Origin of the sequence: Isoptericola sp. NPDC057559 (assembly GCF_042801555.1) — a bacterium.
Classification (GTDB): Bacteria; Actinomycetota; Actinomycetes; order Actinomycetales; family Cellulomonadaceae; genus Isoptericola.
In genome coordinates this window covers 12502-31057 of sequence record NZ_JBHVFQ010000036.1, presented here as the reverse complement: position 1 = coordinate 31057, position 18556 = coordinate 12502, and the positions used below count along the sequence as shown (strand labels likewise).

The window sequence follows — 18556 nt, the reverse complement described above, 5'->3', positions numbered from 1 at the left end:
CCGGCAAGCCCGTGATCCTGTGCGCGAACAAGGTGGACGGCCCCTCCGGCGAGGCGGACGCCACCTACCTGTGGGCGCTCGGGCTGGGCGAGCCGCACCCCGTCTCCGCCTTGCACGGGCGCGGCACCGGCGACCTGCTCGACGCGGCCATGAAGGTGCTGCCCGAGGTCTCCGAGCACGGCGAGCTGCGGCCGGCCGGGCCGCGCCGCGTGGCGCTCGTCGGCCGCCCGAACGTCGGCAAGTCGTCGCTGCTGAACAAGATCGCGGGCGCCGAGCGCGTGGTCGTCGACGAGATCGCCGGCACCACCCGCGACCCCGTCGACGAGCTCGTCGAGATCAAGGGCGTGCCGTACTGGTTCGTCGACACGGCCGGGATCCGCCGCCGCGTGCACCAGACGCGCGGCGCGGACTTCTACGCCTCCCTGCGCACGCAGGCGGCGATCGAGAAGGCCGAGGTCGCCGTGGTGCTGGTCGACGCGTCGGAGCCGATGACGGAGCAGGACACGCGGGTCATCTCGCAGGCCGTCGACGCCGGCCGCGCGCTCGTCATCGCGTACAACAAGTGGGACCTCATGGACGACGACCGTCGCCCGTACCTCGAGCGCGAGATCGAGAAGGACCTGGTGCAGGTGCAGTGGGCGCCGCGCGTCAACGTCTCGGCCCGCACCGGCTGGCACACGGACCGGCTCACGCGCGCGCTCGAGACGTCGCTGGAGTCGTGGGACACCCGCATCCCGACCGGCCGCCTCAACGCCTTCCTCGGCGAGCTCGTCGCCGCCCACCCGCACCCGCTGCGCGGGGGCCGGCAGCCGCGCATCCTGTTCGGCACGCAGGCCTCGACCCGGCCGCCGCGGTTCGTCATCTTCGCGACCGGGTTCCTCGAGGCCGGGTACCGCCGGTTCATCGAGCGCCGCCTGCGCGAGACGTTCGGGTTCGAGGGCTCGCCCATCGAGATCAGCGTGCGGGTGCGGGAGAAGCGGCGTCGCTGACGGCGCGGACGAGCCGCCCATGAGCCGCCGATGAGCCTGCGATGAGCGCCGCCCCGCTCGCCCGCCGGGGTCGCCTGCTGCGCCTCGGCGCGGCGCGCGACACCTCCGCCGTGCGGCACCTGGTGACGTTCCTCGTCGTCACCGTGGCCACCGTGCTGGTGACCCGGTTCCTGCTCGCCGCCTCCGGGTACCCGCAGGTGGGCGGCGGCGGGCTGCACGTGGCGCACGTCCTGTGGGGCGGGCTCGGCATGGCGCTCGCGGTGGTGGTGCTGCTCTCGTGGGTGGGCCCGGCCCTGCGTTCGGTGGGCGCGGTGCTCGGCGGGATCGGCTTCGGGCTGTTCGTCGACGAGATCGGCAAGTTCGTCACCTCCGACAACGACTACTTCTACGCGCCGACGGCGGCCCTCATCTACGCGGTCGTCGTGGTGCTGGTGCTCCTCGTCGAGGCGCTGCACGGCCGTCGCGCGCACCACCCCGCGGAGTACCTCGCGGTGGCGACCGACCGCGCTGTCGCCGGGGTGGCCGGCGGGTTCACCGACGCGGAGCGCGACGAGGCCCGCGCCCTCGTGGCGCGTGGCCGCGGGGAGCCCGGCGCCGACGAGGTCGCGGCGCTGGTGGAGGCCGTGCCCCCCGACGACGTCGCCGTCCCCGACCCGGTGCGCGCCCTCGTGCGGCGCGCGTCCGCGTGGTTCGCCGAGGCGATGGAGCACCGGTGGGCCGCGGCGGTGGTCGTCGTCGCCGTGCTGGGCACCGCGACCGCGTCGCTGGTCGTGGGGCTGCGCGTCCTGGTCGGCGGCGTCGACGTGCCGGCCTGGGTCGGCGCGGGCATCCTCGTGGCCGTCGCGGCGACCGTCGCCTGCGTGGTGCGGGGGATGACGGTGGGCCCGCGCGACCACCGCGCCGGTGCCGTGTGGGTGCGGCGCGGCGTGCTCGTCAGCCTCCTCGTCACGCAGCTGCTGGCGTTCCGTGCCGTGCAGTGGGCGGCGGTCGCCGGGCTCGTGGTGGACCTGCTGGTCCTCGCCGCCCTCGGCGTCGCCCTCGGCCGCGACGACGACCGCCGCACGGCCCGCCGGCCTGCGCCCGACCGCCAGGCCTGATGGCCCCGGGACCGTCGCGTGCGGGTGCCGCCGGGCCTAGTGTCGATGGCGTGATCACCCGCGACGAGCTGGACCGGCGCTCCGGGGCCGCCGACGGCGGCGACGACCGTCGGATCCCGCTGCTGACGCTCGCCGAGTTCTTCGACGGCAACGACGACGAGGAGTCGCTCGCGCCGAACCAGTGGGGCGACGGGCGCCCGCCGCTCGCCGAGATCCGGCGGCGCCTGGAGCGGCTCGCCGCCTGGGAGGGGGTCGCCTGGGTGCGCGTCGAGCTGCACGAGGAGTCCGTCGAGGACGACGGCGACTGGATCGTCGCCGAGGCCGTCGCCGTCTGCACGACGCTCGTCACCGAGGAGGTCGAGGACCTCGTCGGGGCGGACGAGCTCCAGGCCGACGGCGTCGTCGAGGGGTACGTCTACCCCGCGCCCTGGTTCACCGACGTGCCCGACGTCCCGGCCGGGCACCGCGTGCTGTCCCTCGTTTGGGACTGACGCCGGGCCGGGGTGAGACGTGCGCCACCCGGGCTTGCCAGGAGCCGACGCGGCGTGGCACGGTCAGCGGTGACGAGCGAATTGCTCGCGTGCTCTGGGGTCGGTGAAATTCCGAGCCGGCGGTGAAAGTCCGCGACCCGGTCACAGCCTGTGACCGGTTGACCAGGTGGAACTCCTGGACCGACGGTCAAAGTCCGGATGGGAAGCGCACGCGACGGCTCCCCGTCCGGTCCGTCCCAGGCCCCTCGAGGGCCCGCGCCACCCGTCGTGGCGGCACGCGACCGGCCGGCTCGAGCACGTCCGACCCCGCCTTCCTGCACCCCGGGGTCCGCGACCGGACGACAGGGGCAGGACACATGGAGCAGCCGCAGCCCGGCCGGTTCCCGGCGACGGGCGCCGGCGGGGGCGACGCCACCGACGCCGAGCGTGCCGCGATGCGCCGGGCGCTGGAGCTCGCCGCGCAGATCCCCGCCCGGGGGCCCAACCCTCGCGTGGGGTGCGTGCTCCTGGCCGCCGACGGCACGGCGATCGCCGAGGGCTACCACCACGGGGCGGGCACGCCGCACGCCGAGGTCGAGGCCCTGCGCGCCGCCGTGGAGCGCCTCGGACCCACCGCCGCCCGCGGAGCGACCGCCGTCGTCACGCTCGAGCCCTGCAACCACCACGGCCGCACCGGCCCCTGCGTGGACGCGCTGCTCGACGCCGGCGTCGCGCGCGTCGTGCACGGCGACCACGACCCGAACCCGGCCGCCTCGGGCGGCGCCGCCCGGCTGCGCTCCGCGGGCGTCGACGTCGTCGGGGCCGTGCTCGCCGACGAGGCCCGCGCGCTCAACGCCACGTGGACCCACGCGCTCGAGCTCGGCCGCCCCGTCGTCACGTGGAAGGTGGCGACCACCCTCGACGGGCGCGCCGCCGCCGCGGACGGCACGTCCCGCTGGATCTCCGGCCGCGCGGCCCGCCACGACGTGCACCGCCTGCGGGCCTCCGCGGACGCGGTCGTCGTCGGAACCGGCACCGCCCTCGCCGACGACCCCGACCTCACGGTGCGGCACGTGCCCGGCCCGCAGCCCGAGCGTGTCGTCGTCGGGCTGCGGGAGCTGCCGGCCACCTCCCGCCTGGCGCGCGCCGCGGCCGCGGGGGAGCCCGTGATGCACCTGCGCACCCACGACCCGCACGAGGTGCTGGACCTGCTCTGGTACCGCGAGCACCGGCACGTCCTCCTCGAGGGCGGCCCCGCCCTCGCGGCGGCGTTCTGGCGCGCCGGCCTGGTCGACGACGTCGTCGCGTACGTCGCGCCGGTGCTGCTCGGCGTCGGCGCCCCCGCCGTCGCCGACCTCGGGATCGGCACCATCGCCGACGCCGCCCGCCTCGACCTGCTCGACGTGGCCGTCCTGCCCCAGGACCCGGCCGACCCCACCGACACCCCCACCGTGCGGCTCGTCATGCGGCCGCGGAAGGAGCGCTGAGCCATGTTCACCGGCATCGTGGAGGAGCTCGGCACCGTCGTCGCCGTGCGCGAGCACGCGGACGGCGCCCGCCTCACCGTCGCGGCCGAGAGGGTGCTCGACGGCGGCCGGCTGGGCGACTCGATCGCCGTCGACGGCTGCTGCCTGACCGTCGCGGAGACCGGTGCGCACGACGGCCGCGCCACCTGGACCGCCGACCTCATGGCGGAGACCCTGCGGCGCACCGGCCTCGGCGCGCGCCGCCCCGGCGACCGCGTCAACCTCGAGCGGGCGCTCGCGGCGGACGGGCGGTTCGGCGGGCACGTCGTGCAGGGCCACGTCGACGGCGTCGGCACCGTGCTGGCCCGCACGCCGGGCACGCAGTGGGAGGTCGTCGAGGTCGCGCTGCCGGCCGACCTGGCCCGGTACGTCGTGGCGCAGGGGTCGATCGCCGTCGACGGCGTCAGCCTCACCGTCGTGGCCGCGGGCGACGCGTCCTTCACGGTGAGCCTCATCCCCGAGACCCGGGCGCGCACCACCCTCGGTCTCCGTGGTGTCGGGGAGCAGGTCAACCTCGAGGTCGACGTGCTGAGCAAGTACGTCGAGCGACACCTGGCGTCCGGCGTGGCGCTCGGACCGTCCGGCGCCGTCGCGGCGGGGGCGGTTCGATGACCGCCGCGACGCTCCGCGAGGTCGAGGGGGCGACCGAGCGCGTCGCGCGGGCGATCGTCGACGTCGCCGCCGGCCGCCCCGTCGTCGTGGCCGACGACGCCGACCGCGAGAACGAGGGCGACCTCATCCTCGCCGCCGACGCCGCCACCCCCGAGCTCATGGGCTTCCTGGTGCGGCACACCAGCGGGCTCGTGTGCGTGGGCGTGGCGGGGGAGCAGCTCGACCGGCTCGGCCTGCCGCTCATGGTCGAGGCGAACCAGGACGCCTTCCGCACCGCGTACACCGTGACCGTCGACGCCGCCGCCGGCGTCACCACCGGGATCTCCGGCGCCGACCGCGCCCGCACCGCCCGCCTGCTCGCCGACCGGGGGGCCGCGCCCGCCGACCTCACCCGGCCCGGGCACGTGCTGCCCCTGCGCGCCCGCCCCGGTGGCGTGCTCGAGCGGCGCGGGCACACCGAGGCCGCCGTCGACCTCGCCCGCCTCGCCGGCCGGGGCGACGCCGGCGTCCTCGCCGAGCTGGTGCACGACGACGGCACGATGATGCGGCTGCCCGCGCTGACCGAGTTCGCCGCCGAGCACGGGCTCACCCTCATCAGCGTGGCCGACCTCGTCGCCTACCGGCGGGCGACGGAGGTGCTCGTCGAGCGGGTCGCCGTCACCACGCTGCCCACCCGGCACGGCGAGCTCACCGGCGTCGCCTACCGGGACACGCGCACCGGGGACGAGCACGTGGCGCTCGTGGCCGGGCCGCTCGACGCCCTCGCCGACCCCGCCGCCGGGCCCGTCCTGGCCCGGGTGCACTCCGAGTGCCTCACCGGCGACGCGTTCGGCAGCCTGCGCTGCGACTGCGGGCCGCAGCTCGACGAGTCGCTGCGCCGGGTCGTCGCGGCCGGGCGCGGCGTCGTCGTCTACCTGCGCGGGCACGAGGGACGCGGGATCGGCCTCGCCGCCAAGCTCGCCGCCTACGCCCTCCAGGACGCCGGGCGAGACACCGTGGACGCCAACCTCGACCAGGGGCTGCCCGCCGACGCCCGCGACTACACCGCCGCCGCGCACGTGCTGCGCGACCTCGGCGTGCCCCGCGTGCGGCTGCTCACCAACAACCCCGCCAAGGTCGACGGCCTCGTCGCCGGGGGAGCGGACGTCGTCGATCGCCTCCCGCTCGCGCTGCCCGCCCACCCGCGCACCCTCGGCTACCTGCGCACCAAGCGCGACCGCATGGGCCACGACCTGCCCCACCTGACCGAGCACGCTCCCGACACCACGCACGACACCGGAGGAACCCCGATGCACCGCACCACCACCCCCGCCCCGCTCGCCGCCGGGGCCACCCGATGAGCGGCGCCGGCGCCCCCGCCGTCGCGCCCGTCGACTGCTCCGACCTGCGCGTCGCCGTCGTCGCCGCGAGCTGGCACACCACCGTCATGGACGGTCTGCTCGACGGCGCCCTGCGCGCGTGCGCCGACCACCGCGTCGCCGACCCCCGCGTGGTGCGCGTGCCCGGGTCGTTCGAGCTGCCCGTCGCCGCGCAGGCGCTCGCGGCCGCCGGGTACGACGCCGTCGTCGCCCTGGGCGTCGTCATCCGCGGCGGCACCCCGCACTTCGACTACGTGTGCGCCGCCGCGACCGACGGGCTCAACCGCGTGGCCCTCGACCACACGGTCCCCGTGGGCTTCGGCCTCCTGACGTGCGACGACGAGCAGCAGGCCCTCGACCGCGCCGGGCTGGAGGGCTCCCACGAGGACAAGGGGTACGAGGCCGCCGCCGCCGCGCTCGCCACCGCCCGCGTGCTCGGCGAGGTCCGCGACGCCCGTCTCGCAGGTGCCCGCGTCGATGCAGGAGCAGCCTCCGACCTGGGGTAGTATTTCGGTCGGCCCTCCGGGGTGGCACGCAGTGTCACCGTGCTGGGCCGACGGGCTGTGGCGCAGCTTGGTAGCGCACCTGACTGGGGGTCAGGGGGTCGCAGGTTCAAATCCTGTCAGCCCGACAAAAGCCCAGGTGAGAGCCATTTCTCACCTGGGCATTTGTCGTTAGTGGTCGTTGGTGGACGTCCGATCGCAGGAATTCCACCAAGACTGGATGACAGATCGTGGCGAGGATGCCCGATACTCAGATGGCCATGTCGCGAGAGCCGCGGAAGCTCGGGCTTTGTGCGGCCTACGGTCGGGCGCCGACCGTTGATGTGAACTGGGGACGCCTGTCGCGGGGATCAAGTCCCGCGGGGGCATGGTCTGTCTGACGCCGCATTCTGGTGCCCCGGCGGCCCGGCCTGCGCGCCGTGCATTACGAGCGGATGCGGCTGCACGGCTCCCTGGAGCAGTCACGACTGGGTGCGAACCGGCTGGCCAAGGCACACGGCCCCAATGGACGCCCGTACGCACCGGAGAGCACCTCCACCTTCTCGGACGGGCGGCGTCGCTGCCGACGATGCCGGCTCGCCCAGTCGGCGGTCAGCGGCGCAGCCGGCCGGCAGGCGTGGTCCAGGCCGTCGCCTCGGGCTCGGCCTGACCTTGGTGACGGTGTCCCGAGCGGCCGAGTTCCGGTGCCTGATGTGCTCCTCGAGCTTCGCCCTCTCGATGCGCAACATCGCTTCGGCCCGACCTGGATCGCGGGCACCTCGCCAGCCCTGAGCAGCGTGTACACCGCGCCCTCGGTGATCGCACGCTCCTCAGCGAAACCCTTCACGGACAAGAACCGAGGCGAGTTCGTCATGACGCATGACCGTCCCGATGCCCAAGAGTTCCGTTGGCCGTGCCTCGTGGTGAGTGACGTCGCGTGCTGCGACTTGCTCGACAAGGCAGGTTGGTGCCACCCTGTCGGCCACGTCAAAACCGGTTTCAGGAGGTTCGATGAATCGTCACGCGCTGGTACTTCCTGGGGGCGGATACCGAACCCACGCATCGCACGAGGCGGAGCCTGTCGCCGAGTGGCTGCAGGGGCTAGGCCTGCCGGCCAGCGTGCTGAAGTACCCGCTCGGTAGGCCGCACCCGGCGGCGCACCAGGCCATCGCAGCGCGAGTCGCTGAGCTCCGGTCGGAGGGCGTCGAGCGGGTGCTGCTCGTGGGATTTTCCGCGGGCGGCCACGCCGCCGGCCTGGCCGCTCTCGCCCCCGAGGGCGACTCGGCCAGGGTCGACGGCGCGGTGCTCGGGTATCCGGTCGTGACACTAGAACGGCACGTCCACCGCGACTCGGCGAGCGTGCTGCTCGGGGACGTTGACACCCCCGACCGGCGGGCGGCCCTGTCACTGGACGCGCTGGTGACGCCCGCGGCGCCCCCGATCTTCCTCTTCCACTCCTTCGACGACCCCAAGGTGCCTGCCGCGCACTCGCAGCTGCTGTCGGCGGCGCTGGCCACGGCGAGCGTGCCGCACGAGCTGCACCTGTACCCGGTGGGTGGCCATGGCTGCGGCCTCGACGCGGACCGGGTCGGCTGGACGCGGCCGTGCGAGACGTGGCTCGTCCGCGAGGGCTGGGTCGCGCCCCGGTGAGACCGGGGGTTGACAGCCCCACCCGTGCCGGGCACCCTGTGTGACACACGGAGTGAAACCGGTTTTAGCATCGGTTCCCGGAATCTACGAAGGAGTAGAGGTATGTCAGAGCGTCGTTGGGGTCGCGTCGGCGGGATGGTCTCGGGCATCGCGCTCGCGGGGCTCATGGTGGGCGGGTGCTCGGACGGGGCGTCGCCGGAGGCGGGGCCGCCGGCCGCAGCGGCCTGCGACCCCGACGCCGACGCCGACGTCACGATCACGGTGGGGGAGCGGCCGACCTCCGACCAAGCCGCCACGCTGGAGGCCTGGGAGAACGCGATCGCCGCGTTCGAGGAGCTGCACCCGAACATCACGATCGAGGACGAGGAGACGAAGTACGACGTCTCGACCTTCTCCGCGCTGCTGGTGGGTGGGACGCTGCCGACCACCCTGCAGGTGCCGTTCACCGACATCCAGTCGCTCATCGAGCGCGGGCAGGCCGCTGACATCACGTCGAACGTGTCGGACGACGATGTTCTTAGTTCGCTCAACCCGCAGCTGACGTCCGTGACGCAGGACGCCGAGGGGCACACCTACGGCGTGGTCCGCGCCGCGTACACCATGGGCCTCGTGTACGACCGGTCCCTGTTCACGAAGGCCGGTCTCGACCCCGACGCGCCGCCCGCGACGTGGGACGAGGTGCGCGACGCCGCCGCGACCATCTCCGAGAAGACCGGCCAGCCGGGCTTCATCATCCCGACCACGGGCAACGTCGGCGGCTGGCTGCTGACGTCGATGGCGTACTCGAATGGCGACGTCGCCGAGGAGGGGGCCGGCGACGCCACGACGGTCACGCTCGACACCCCCGGGATGCGCGACAGCCTGCAGTTCCTGCACGACGTGCGGTGGGACCTCGACGCCGCCGGGGACGACTTCCTCCACGACAACAACACCATCCGGGACGACCTCGCCGCCGGGGCCGTCGGCCAGACCCTCAACGGCGCGAACCTCTACAACAGCGTTGTGATCGCGCGTGGCATGCCTGCCGACGACTTCGGCCTCGCGCCCTTCCCCACGGGGGACGACCCGGTCGGCGTGCTGGGCGGCGGCAACATCCAGTGGTTCAACCCCAAGGCCACCCCTGACCAGGTGTGTGCCGCGCTCGAGTGGACCAAGTACTACTTCCTCGACCGTTACGTCGACGAGGAGGCGGCGACCACGTGGGCGAAGTCGCAGGTGGCGGACGACCTGCCCGTGGGCCTGCCCGAGGTGCCGGTCGTCTCCGCGGAGCAGTACGAGACCTACCTCGGCTGGATCGAGCCGTACGTCAACGTGCCCCGCGAGAACTACCAGGCGTACATCGACAGCCTTCCGGACGCGACGATCGTGCCGGAGCCGGCGGTCAAGGCGCAGGAGCTGTACGCGGCGCTCGACCCGGTGGTCCAGGCGGTCCTCACGCGCGAGGACGCCGACCCGGCCGAGCTGCTGCAGTCGGCCCAGTCCCAGGTCCAGGACCTCGTCGACGCCGGCTGAGCCGGTCCCCGGGGTGCGCCCGCACGCACCCCGGGAACCGCTCCGCGACCGACCCCTGACGATGGAGGAACCCGTGACCGTCACCGCCCCGCCCGCCGCCGACGCCTCGCCCGCGTCGCGGAGTGCCGCGACCGCGCCGGAGCGCGCGGCCCGCCGCCGCGGGTCCCCGCTCGCAGCGCTCACCCGGTGGGCGCGCGGCGGTGGCCCCGCCACCCTCCTCATGTTCGTGCCGCTGCTGCTGGCCTTCGGCTACTTCGCGTGGTGGCCGATCGTGCAGAGCCTCGTCCTCGCGTTCCAGCACACGGATCTCATCACCGAGCCCACCTGGGTCGGGCTGAGCAACTTCCAGCGCGTCCTCGCCGACCCGCTGCTGTGGACCGCGCTCGGAAACACAGCGTGGTTCGCGGTGCTCGCCCTGGTCATCGGGTTCCCGCTGCCCATCCTCATGGCGGTGGTCATGGCGGAGCTGCGGCGCAGCCGGCAGATCTCGAGCGTGCTCGCCTACCTGCCGGTGATCATCCCGCCGGTGGTGAGCGTGCTCCTGTGGAAGCAATTCTACGACCCGTCCGAGACCGGCCTGTTCAACACCGTCCTCGGTTGGCTGGGCATCCCCCCGGTCGGCTGGCTGCAAGACCCGGGGCTCGCGATGCCGAGCATGGTCGTGCAGTCCACCTGGGCCACGGCCGGGACCGCCACGATCATCTACCTCGCCGCGCTGATGTCGATCCGCACCGAGCTGTACGACGCCGCGGAGGTCGACGGGGCGTCGATCCTGCAGCGCACGTGGCACATCACCCTGCCGCAGCTGCGCAGCATGATCCTGCTCATGCTGCTGCTGCAGATCATCGGCACGATGCAGGTCTTCACGGAGCCATTCGTCATGACGGGCGGCGGGCCGGAGAACCGGACGGTCACGCTGCTGATGCTCGTCTACAACTACGCCTTCCTCTCGGGCGACTTCGGCAAGGCCACCGCGCTCAGCCTCCTGCTCGCCGTCGCCCTGAGCCTCGTCTCCGCGGTCTACCTGCGGCTCACCCGGAAGTGGAGCGAATCGTGACCTCCGTGACGACCACCGTGCGCGCGCTCGGCCGCCGCAGCCCAAGCGACGCCGACCCCGAGGAGCGGTCCAACGTCTCCTCGCTCGACCGGTCCCGCCGTTCCGTGCGCGTTACGACGCGCGTGCTCGCCGTGGTGCTCATCGCCGCCTTGTGCGTGGTGGCCCTCGGGCCGCTGCTCTGGCTGTTCAAGTCGGCGCTGTCCACCAGCCAGGACATCCTGCGCGAGCCGTTCGCCTGGTGGCCGAGCGGCATCCAGTGGCACAACCTTGCCGACGCGTGGAACCAGATCCACGTCGGGCAGTACCTGCTCAACACCGTCTGGATGGCCGCGGGCTGCTGGTTCTTCGGCCTCCTCGTCGCCCTCACCGGCGGGTACGGAATCGCGGTGCTGCGGCCCCGGTACGCCAAGGCGGTGAACGCCGGCGTCCTCGCGACCCTCTTCATCCCCGGGGTCGTGTCGCTCATCTCGCTGTACGTGACCGTGCTCGACGTCCCGCTCCTTCACGTCAACCTCGTCAACACGTTCTGGGCGGTGTGGCTGCCGACCTCGGCCAGCGCGTTCAACGTGCTGCTCGTCGCCCGGTTCTTCGACCGGCTGCCACGGGACGTCTTCGAGGCGGCGAGGATCGACGGCGCCGGGGTGTTCCGCGTCTTCTGGTCGATCGTGCTGCCCCTGTCCCGGCCGGTCCTCGGGGTCGTCTCGCTCCTGACGATCGTGGCCTCGTGGAAGGAGTTCCTCTGGCCGATGCTCGTGCTGCCCTCGCCGGACCTGCAACCGTTGTCGGTCGGGCTGTTCCGGGTGAGCGAGACGGCGCCGACGCACCTGCTGATGGCCGGCATGTTCATCTCGGTGATCATCCCCGTCGTCCTCTTCATGGTGTTCCAGCGCCAGTTCCTGCGCAGCGCCGGCCAGGCCGGCGCGGTCAAGGGGTGATGACGATGCCGACCACGACCCCGATCACGACGCCCCAGGCGGGGCGACGGCCGCGGCGCGCCGTCCTCGCCCTCGCCGCCACGCTGGCGGTGCTTGCCGGCGTGCTGGTGACGCCCCCGGCGCCGGCGGCGGCCGACCTCGCCGCGTCCGACTCCTTCGAGGGCTGGACCACGACCGTCTCGGGCAGCCCGGACTTCGTGGTCGCCGCGGACACCGCGGAGGCCCACGACGGCGGCACCTCGGCGCGGGTCACCTTCGACTCGCCCGCGTCGAGCTCGTACGTCGACCTGCGGCAGAACGTCCGCGCGAACAGCGGCGTCACCTACGACATGAGCGCGTGGGTGCGCACCCAGGACCTCTCGGCGGCGGGGGCGGCGTACGTCGTCCTCAGCAGCGACCACTCCCAGCGCGTCGAGCTGCCCGCGGGGACGAACGACTGGACCCGCCTGGAGTGGAGCGTCACCCAGCCCGCGGGGAGCATGACGTTCGTCGTGCGGTTCCTCGTCAAGGGCGCCGGCACGGTCTGGCTCGACGACGTGCACATGGCCGTGGCGGGCGACGACGACAACCTCGTGGTCAACCCGTCGTTCGAGGAGCACGCGCCCCCGCCCGGCACGCTCGCGTTCGCCGACCCGGCCCTCGTGTACCGGGCGGGCGACGCGCACGTGGGCGTCCGGACGGTGGCACCGAGCGTGGAGTGGGAGCTCCGGGCGTCCTCGGGCCAGCGGCTCGACACGGGGACGGCGGCCGTCGCGGACGGTGCGGCGTCGATCGACCTGTCGGGGCTGCCCGCGGGCTACTACGGCCTCACCCTCTCCATCGCCGCGCCGGTCCCGCTCAGCAGGACCGGCACCCTCGCGGTCGTCGAGGAGCCGGACGCCGGGGGCTCCGCGGAGCACCCGGTGGGCGTCGCCGTCCACGTCAACCGCTACTCGGTCGAGCAGGTCGACGCGCTCATGGCGCCGCTGGGCGCCGGGACGATGCGCGAGGGCCCGTCGTGGGACACCGTCGAGACGTCGCCCGGGGTCTACGAGTTCCCCGCGCTCTTCGACGCGCAGGTCGCGGCGGCGAAGGCGCGCGGCGAGCGGCCGCTCGTCATCCTCGCGTACTTCAGCCGGTGGTACGACGGCGGCAAGACGCCGAGCTCGCCCGAGGGCATCGCCGCCTACGCGCGATACGCCGCGGCCGCCGCGGCGCACTACGGGCCCGACGTCGACTACGAGGTCTACAACGAGTTCAACCACACCTTCAACACCGGGGCCTGCGGCACGACCGCCGCCTGCTACCTGGACCTGCTCGCCCCCGCGGCCGACGCCATCCATGCCGCCGCGCCCGGCGCACGGGTCGTGGGGCCGGTCACCGCCGGGGCGCGGTGGGACTTCATGGAGGACCTGTTCGCCCTCGGCGGCCTCGCCTACCTCGACGCGGTCAGCTACCACACGTACGACTTCCCGGTCGCCCCCGAGGGGCGCACGGAGGCGGGTGTCGCGACCCTGCGGGCCCTCATCGACGAGTACGCGCCGGGCAAGGACATCCCCATCTGGCTCAGCGAGCACGGCTGGACGACCACGACCGGCGGCACCACCGAGCAGCAGCAGGCGGCCTACGTGGTGCGCTCGGCCGCGCTCCTGCAGGCGGCGGGCGTCGAGCGGGTCGTGTACTACGAGCTCATCGACTCGGGGGCGAACCGGGCGGAGCCGGAGCACAACTTCGGCCTCACGCGGCTGCCGGCCGCGGGGGCGACGGCCCTGACCCCCAAGCCGGCGTACCCGGCGCTCGCGACGTTCAACCGGCTGACGGCGGGCCGCACCCTCACGACCCTGCAGCGGCTGGACGGCGCGATCGCCGCCGACTTCGCCGACGCCTCGGGCGACGTCGTCCGGATGGTCTGGGCGACGGGCGCGCCGGTGACGGTGGCGGTCGGGACGGGTGCGTCGGCGCGCGTCGTCCGCGGCGACGGCCGGTCGTGGCGGGCGCGACCGGATGGCAGGGTGCAGCTCACGGTCGGGGACGACCCCGTCTACGTGTCCGGCGCCGCGGGGGCCGTGACGGTGGTGGCCGACGCCGCGGTGCAGGTCGGCACGCCCGACCAGATCGCGCTCGGGCAGGGCGCCGACGTCGTGGTGAGCGTCGACCGGGCGGCCCTCGGCGTGGCCGGCGACGTCAGCGCCGTCGGCCTCGTCGGCGGCGGGGTCACCCTCACCGGGTCGGATGACGAGGTGCAGGGCGTCCTGGCGCTCGCGCCGATGCGCGAGGCCGGCGAGCATCCGGTGTCGTACACGGTGCGCAGCGGCGACGCGGTCGTCGCCCTCGTCGACGACTCCGCCGACGTCGTGCAGAACCCCCTGCTCACCTTCGGTCCCGCCGCGGACCGGCGGGGCCGCGTCGGGCTGGCCCTCGGCGTCGAGAACCTCCCGGGCGGCGACGTGGCGACCGTCGACGGCGCCGCCTGGACCGTCGGGGACGCGAGCGGCTCGCTGCCGAACCTCGCGGTGGACCCGGGAGCCACCGCATCGACGGCGGTCGCCGGCGCACCGCTCACGCCGTGGCAGCCGTACCCGTACACCGTCACGGCGACCGCGGCGGGGGAGTCGCGCCGCCTGACCGGGACCACGGCCCTCGCGCCGGTCGCCAAGGACCCGCACCGGGCGGTCGCGGTCGACTGGAGGGCCCGCGGCACCTACGTCGCGATCAGCGGCTCGACGCCGGACGAGGACGACCTCGGCGGCACGTTCGCGCTCTCGTGGAGCGACCGCGGGCTGCGCCTCCGCGCCTCGGTTCGCGACGAGGACCACCGCGCGGCCGCCACGCCCGACAGGCTCTGGGAGGGCGACTCGATCCAGTTCGCCGTGGCACGCGGGCTGCCAGGCGTGGACCCGGTGTCCCGCGTCGAGATCGGCCTCCACCCGGACGTCGACGGGCCCAGCGCCTACCGGTACACCGCGCCGGTCGGGCCGGTCGACGACGTCGCTCCGGCCGTGGCACGTCGTGACGGCACGACGACCTACGACGTCCTCGTGCCCTGGGGCGAGCTGGGCATCGACCCCCGCGACGGCGCGTTCTCGTTCTCCGTCCTGGTCAACGACAACGACGGCGGCGCGCGACAGGGCATCCTCGAGTGGGGGAGCGGCATCGGGGCGAGCAAGGACTCGGGCTTGTTCGTCCCGGTGGTCCCCGTCCGCTCCGTGCCCCGGCCGTGACCGTGCTCCGCCGCCCATCCCGCTGACACCGTTGTACCCACCGACAGGCCGGCCGACCCGCCGGGCCGAGAGGACCATCTCCATGACACGCACGACGACGACCCGCACGCGGTACGCGCTGATCGGCACGGGCGGGCGCGCCCAGCTGTACCTGACGGCGCTGGCCGGCCCGTACGCCGCGACCGGAGAGCTGGTCGCCTGGGGCGACACCAACGCGGGGCGGCTGGACTGGAACGAGCGGCGCCTCGCGGAGGCGGGCCTGTCGGCGCCCGAGCGGATCGACCTCGCGGCCGTGGCCGCGCACGTGGCCCGCTCGCGCATCGACCGGGTGATCGTCACGGCGCCCGACCACGCCCACGCGGACCTCGTGGTCGCCGCCCTCGAGGGCGGCGCCGACGTCGTCGTCGAGAAGCCGCTGACGACCGACGCCGACGGCGTGCGCCGCATCGCGGACGCCGTCGAGCGCACGGGGCGCGACGTCGTCACGACGTTCAACTACCGGTACTCGCCGCGGAACGCGGCGCTGAAGCAGGTCGTCGCCGACGGTCGCATCGGCGAGGTCACGTCGGTGCACTTCGAGTGGCTCCTGGACACCTCCCACGGCGCGGACTACTTCCGCCGCTGGCACCGGCTCAAGGAGAGCTCGGGCGGCCTGCTGGTGCACAAGTCCTCCCACCACTTCGACCTCGTGAACTGGTGGCTCGCGGACGTCCCCGCACGGGTGTACGCCAGCGGCGGGCTCCGCTTCTACGGGGCGGAGAACGCCGCCCGGAGGGGCCTCGGCGCCCGCCCCGCCCGGGGCACCCACGACGGCGCGGACTGCGACCCGTTCGCGCTCGACCTGCGCGAGCACGACCTCCTGCGCGGCCTCTACCTCGAGCAGGAGGAGTACGACGGCTACCTGCGCGACCAGGACGTCTTCGGGCCGGGGATCGACATCGAGGACAACCTGTCCGTCGTCGTCGACTACGCCCGCGGGGCGACCATGACGTATGCGCTCAACGCGCACGCCCCCTGGGAGGGGTACACGGTGGCGCTCAACGGGACGAAGGGCCGGGCGGAGCTGTCCGTCGTCGAGCGCGGCGCCGTCCTGGCCGACGGCGGCACGCGGCCCGTGGACCCGACGGCCCACGGCGACACGGCCCCCGACGAGGGGCTGCGGCGGACCGGGGAACGGCTCGTCGTGCAGGAGCACTTCGGCGTCGCGCGGGAGATCCCGGTGCCGCAGGTCGCCGGCGGGCACGGCGGCGCCGACGACGCCCTGCTGCGCGACGTCTTCCTCGGCGCGGCGGACGACGACCTCGGCCGGGCGGCGTCATGGCTCGACGGCGTGCGCGCGCTCGCCGTGGGGGTGGCGGGCAACGCGTCGCTCGCCGACGGGCTGCCCGTGCGCGTCCGTGACCTCGCCCTCGGCGCGGCGCAGCCCGCGCTCGACGCCTCGCCCGTCCCCGCCGGCGCTCCCCGGCGCGCGGCCCTCGCTGGATAGGATCCTCTGATGGCGACTCAACGTGCCGTGCGCCTCAGCGACGTCGCGGCGGTGGCCGGCGTCTCGAAGGCGACGGCGTCGAAGGCGCTCAACGACAGCCCCGTGGTGTCGCCGGCGACCAAGGCGCGCGTGCGGGAGGCGGCCGAACGGCTCGACTTCAGGCCCAACGCGCTCGCCCTGTCGTTCGCGTCGGGACGCAGCCGGACCGTCGGCCTCCTCACCCACCGTGCGACCGCGACGTTCTCGCGCCCCGTCGTCATGGGCGCGATCCTGCGGCTCGGGAGCAGGGAGCGCGCCGCGCTCGTGTTCGACGGCCGCATCGACGCCCACCGCGACATGACGGAGAGCGTCCGCACCCTCCAGGACCGCCGCATCGACGGGCTGCTCGTCGTCGGGTCCGGGTACGCGCGCGTCACCCCGTCCATCACCCACCACTTCGACGTCCCGGTCACCTACGCCTTCGCGGCGACCGACGATCCCGGGGACTCCGTATTCCTGCCGGACAACGAGCAGGCGGGGTACCTCGCCGGACGTCACCTCGTCGAGCTCGGCCGCACCCGCATCGCGCACGTCACCGCCGACGCCGAGGACCTCGCCGTGCGGCGGCGCGAGGCCGGGTTCCGCCGGGCGCTGGAGGAGGCCGGCCTCGCGCCGGTCGCGACGCTCCACGGGAGCTGGCGCCGCGAGTGGGGGGAGCGCGCGGTCCATCTCCTCGACGACGGCCCGCGCCCCTACGACGCGGTCTTCTGCGGCAACGACCACATCGGGTTCGGGATGCTCGACGCGCTCGAGGCCCAGGGGCGCGCCGTGCCCGAGGACGTGTCGGTCATCGGCGTCGACAACTGGGAGGAGGTCGTGATCGACCAGAAGCTGCGCCGGCTCACCACGATCGACCTCGACCTCATGGGCGTGGGCCGGGTCGCGGCCGACAACGTCATCGAGCCCGCCTCCCACGGGGGCCAAAAGTTCGTCACGCCGAGCCTCGTACGAGGACCGTCCACCTAGCACGCGGAGGTCGATCAGGTCTATTGGTTGCCCACGGCCGGTGCAGACGCATCGACGAGTCAGCGCAGCGGGCGTTGCTGCTTCGAACTCAGCAGTTCTCGCCGTAAGAAGAGGCCTGCGAGGGCACGGCGGGTTCGTCTGGAGGCAGGTAGGTCCCAGCCCATGCGTGCGAGGGACGCCGAGGGTGCGCTGGGTGCGTCAGTGGCGTCCGAATATCCTTCCTCTAAACTTTGAGAGCAGTCAACGCGATTCGACTCGGCGCCGGAGTCCGTCCGGAAGGACGGGGCGGACAGGCCACAAACCGTCCAGAAACCCTCGGCCGTTGCCGGTCTCGTCCGGCCCGGAACGGTTGGTTGCAAGACCAAGAAGATGCAGGTCATCAGCACTTTCCGGCTCTGGCGGGTAGGTGGTCGGACCGCGTCGGACCGCCCCCGATTTCTCCAAGGGGTCGCAGGTTCAAATCCTGTCAGCCCGACCAGCACACGCACGAGAGGCTCGGATCGGAGACGGTCCGAGCCTCTCGTCGTTCCAGGAGATCCGGCAGATCCCCCCCAACGCGTGTCGGTGCGGCACCCTATGTTCCGATCCATGGCACCGGAGCGCCGCTACACCGACGAGCAGCTCGCTACGGCGGTCGCGAGCGCGCGGTCGTGGCGCGGGACCCTCCGAGAGCTCGGGATGTCGGGTACGTCATCAGGCTCGATCAGATCGGTCCGTGCACGCGCGGACGCCCTCGGCCTCGACCACCGACATTTCACCGGACCGCGACGGTGGACGGAAGACGGGCTGGTTTCGGCGGTCCGTGAAGCCGCCACGTGGACGGATGCCGCCGTTCGGCTGGGGCTCCAGGGCGGCTCCGGGATCGCCGCGGTGAAGGGCCACGCTGCGCGGCTCGGGCTCGACACCGATCACCTGACCGCGACAGGCGTGGGCGCGCCAGACGTTCCCCGGCCGGAAGTCGGCCGTCTCGACCGCGCGGGGTCGCTCCTCGCCGCAGCGTGGTTCACCCTGAGCGGTGCCGACGTCTCGTGGCCGCTCGAACCGGCTCGCTACGACCTGCTGGTGAAGACAGGATCGGGCATGCGGAGGGTCCAGGTGAAGACGACGACCACCGGGGCCGGCGGTACCTGGGAGGTCTACCTCTCGACGTCCCGCCGCGGACGGCGAACCTACGACC

14 protein-coding genes, 1 tRNA gene and 1 riboswitch are annotated in these 18556 nt (G+C 73.8%); all 15 genes read left to right on the top strand.

The window, feature by feature from the left end; translation table 11 throughout:
* On the top strand, nucleotides 1-989 hold a 989-nt coding region (gene der / locus ACFU5J_RS20335; RefSeq protein ID WP_430579932.1), incomplete at its 5' end, for a ribosome biogenesis GTPase Der.
* 41 nt (nucleotides 990-1030) lie between these two features.
* Nucleotides 1031-2086, top strand: coding sequence for a hypothetical protein (locus tag ACFU5J_RS20330; RefSeq protein ID WP_430579931.1), 1056 nt, complete (start codon nucleotides 1031-1033; stop codon nucleotides 2084-2086).
* 50 nt (nucleotides 2087-2136) lie between these two features.
* A complete protein-coding gene (locus tag ACFU5J_RS20325; protein ID WP_430575567.1) occupies nucleotides 2137-2577 on the top strand; it encodes a hypothetical protein in 441 nt (146 codons plus the stop codon).
* Nucleotides 2578-2662: 85 nt separating this feature from the next.
* Nucleotides 2663-2792: riboswitch (FMN riboswitch) on the top strand.
* Nucleotides 2793-2933: 141 nt separating this feature from the next.
* Nucleotides 2934-4043 carry a bifunctional diaminohydroxyphosphoribosylaminopyrimidine deaminase/5-amino-6-(5-phosphoribosylamino)uracil reductase RibD gene (gene ribD / locus ACFU5J_RS20320; RefSeq protein ID WP_430579930.1) on the top strand — a complete coding sequence of 370 codons (1110 nt, stop codon included), beginning with the start codon at nucleotides 2934-2936 and terminating at the stop codon, nucleotides 4041-4043.
* 3 nt (nucleotides 4044-4046) lie between these two features.
* The gene (locus ACFU5J_RS20315; RefSeq protein ID WP_430579929.1) at nucleotides 4047-4694 is read left to right on the top strand and encodes a riboflavin synthase; all 648 of its coding nucleotides are present in this window, start codon (nucleotides 4047-4049) and stop codon (nucleotides 4692-4694) included.
* Entirely contained in the window at nucleotides 4691-6034 is a 1344-nt protein-coding gene (locus ACFU5J_RS20310) for a bifunctional 3,4-dihydroxy-2-butanone-4-phosphate synthase/GTP cyclohydrolase II (protein WP_430579928.1), read from the top strand. Before ACFU5J_RS20315 ends, ACFU5J_RS20310 begins: the two co-directional genes overlap by 4 nt.
* On the top strand, nucleotides 6031-6558 hold the full coding sequence (ribH, locus tag ACFU5J_RS20305) for a 6,7-dimethyl-8-ribityllumazine synthase (protein WP_430579927.1): 528 nt from the start codon (nucleotides 6031-6033) through the stop codon (nucleotides 6556-6558). The genes ACFU5J_RS20310 and ribH overlap by 4 nt, the downstream gene beginning before the upstream one ends.
* 51 nt (nucleotides 6559-6609) lie before the next feature.
* Nucleotides 6610-6683: transfer RNA gene (locus ACFU5J_RS20300), tRNA-Pro, on the top strand.
* A gap of 862 nt (nucleotides 6684-7545) precedes the next feature.
* Entirely contained in the window at nucleotides 7546-8184 is a 639-nt protein-coding gene (locus ACFU5J_RS20295; protein ID WP_430579926.1) for an alpha/beta hydrolase, read from the top strand.
* A gap of 102 nt (nucleotides 8185-8286) precedes the next feature.
* On the top strand, nucleotides 8287-9696 hold the full coding sequence (locus ACFU5J_RS20290) for an ABC transporter substrate-binding protein (RefSeq protein WP_430579925.1): 1410 nt from the start codon (nucleotides 8287-8289) through the stop codon (nucleotides 9694-9696).
* A 61-nt stretch (nucleotides 9697-9757) separates the two neighbouring features.
* Nucleotides 9758-10753 (top strand): carbohydrate ABC transporter permease, encoded by a 996-nt coding sequence (locus tag ACFU5J_RS20285; protein ID WP_430579924.1) that lies wholly within the window; start codon nucleotides 9758-9760, stop codon nucleotides 10751-10753.
* Entirely contained in the window at nucleotides 10750-11688 is a 939-nt protein-coding gene (locus tag ACFU5J_RS20280; RefSeq protein WP_430579923.1) for a carbohydrate ABC transporter permease, read from the top strand. The genes ACFU5J_RS20285 and ACFU5J_RS20280 overlap by 4 nt, the downstream gene beginning before the upstream one ends.
* A 5-nt stretch (nucleotides 11689-11693) precedes the next feature.
* On the top strand, nucleotides 11694-14888 hold the full coding sequence (locus ACFU5J_RS20275) for a hypothetical protein (RefSeq protein WP_430579922.1): 3195 nt from the start codon (nucleotides 11694-11696) through the stop codon (nucleotides 14886-14888).
* 82 nt (nucleotides 14889-14970) lie between these two features.
* Nucleotides 14971-16374 (top strand): Gfo/Idh/MocA family protein, encoded by a 1404-nt coding sequence (locus ACFU5J_RS20270; protein ID WP_430579921.1) that lies wholly within the window; start codon nucleotides 14971-14973, stop codon nucleotides 16372-16374.
* A 9-nt stretch (nucleotides 16375-16383) separates the two neighbouring features.
* Nucleotides 16384-17379 (top strand): LacI family DNA-binding transcriptional regulator, encoded by a 996-nt coding sequence (locus ACFU5J_RS20265; protein ID WP_430579920.1) that lies wholly within the window; start codon nucleotides 16384-16386, stop codon nucleotides 17377-17379.
* Nucleotides 17380-18556 lie beyond the last annotated feature (1177 nt).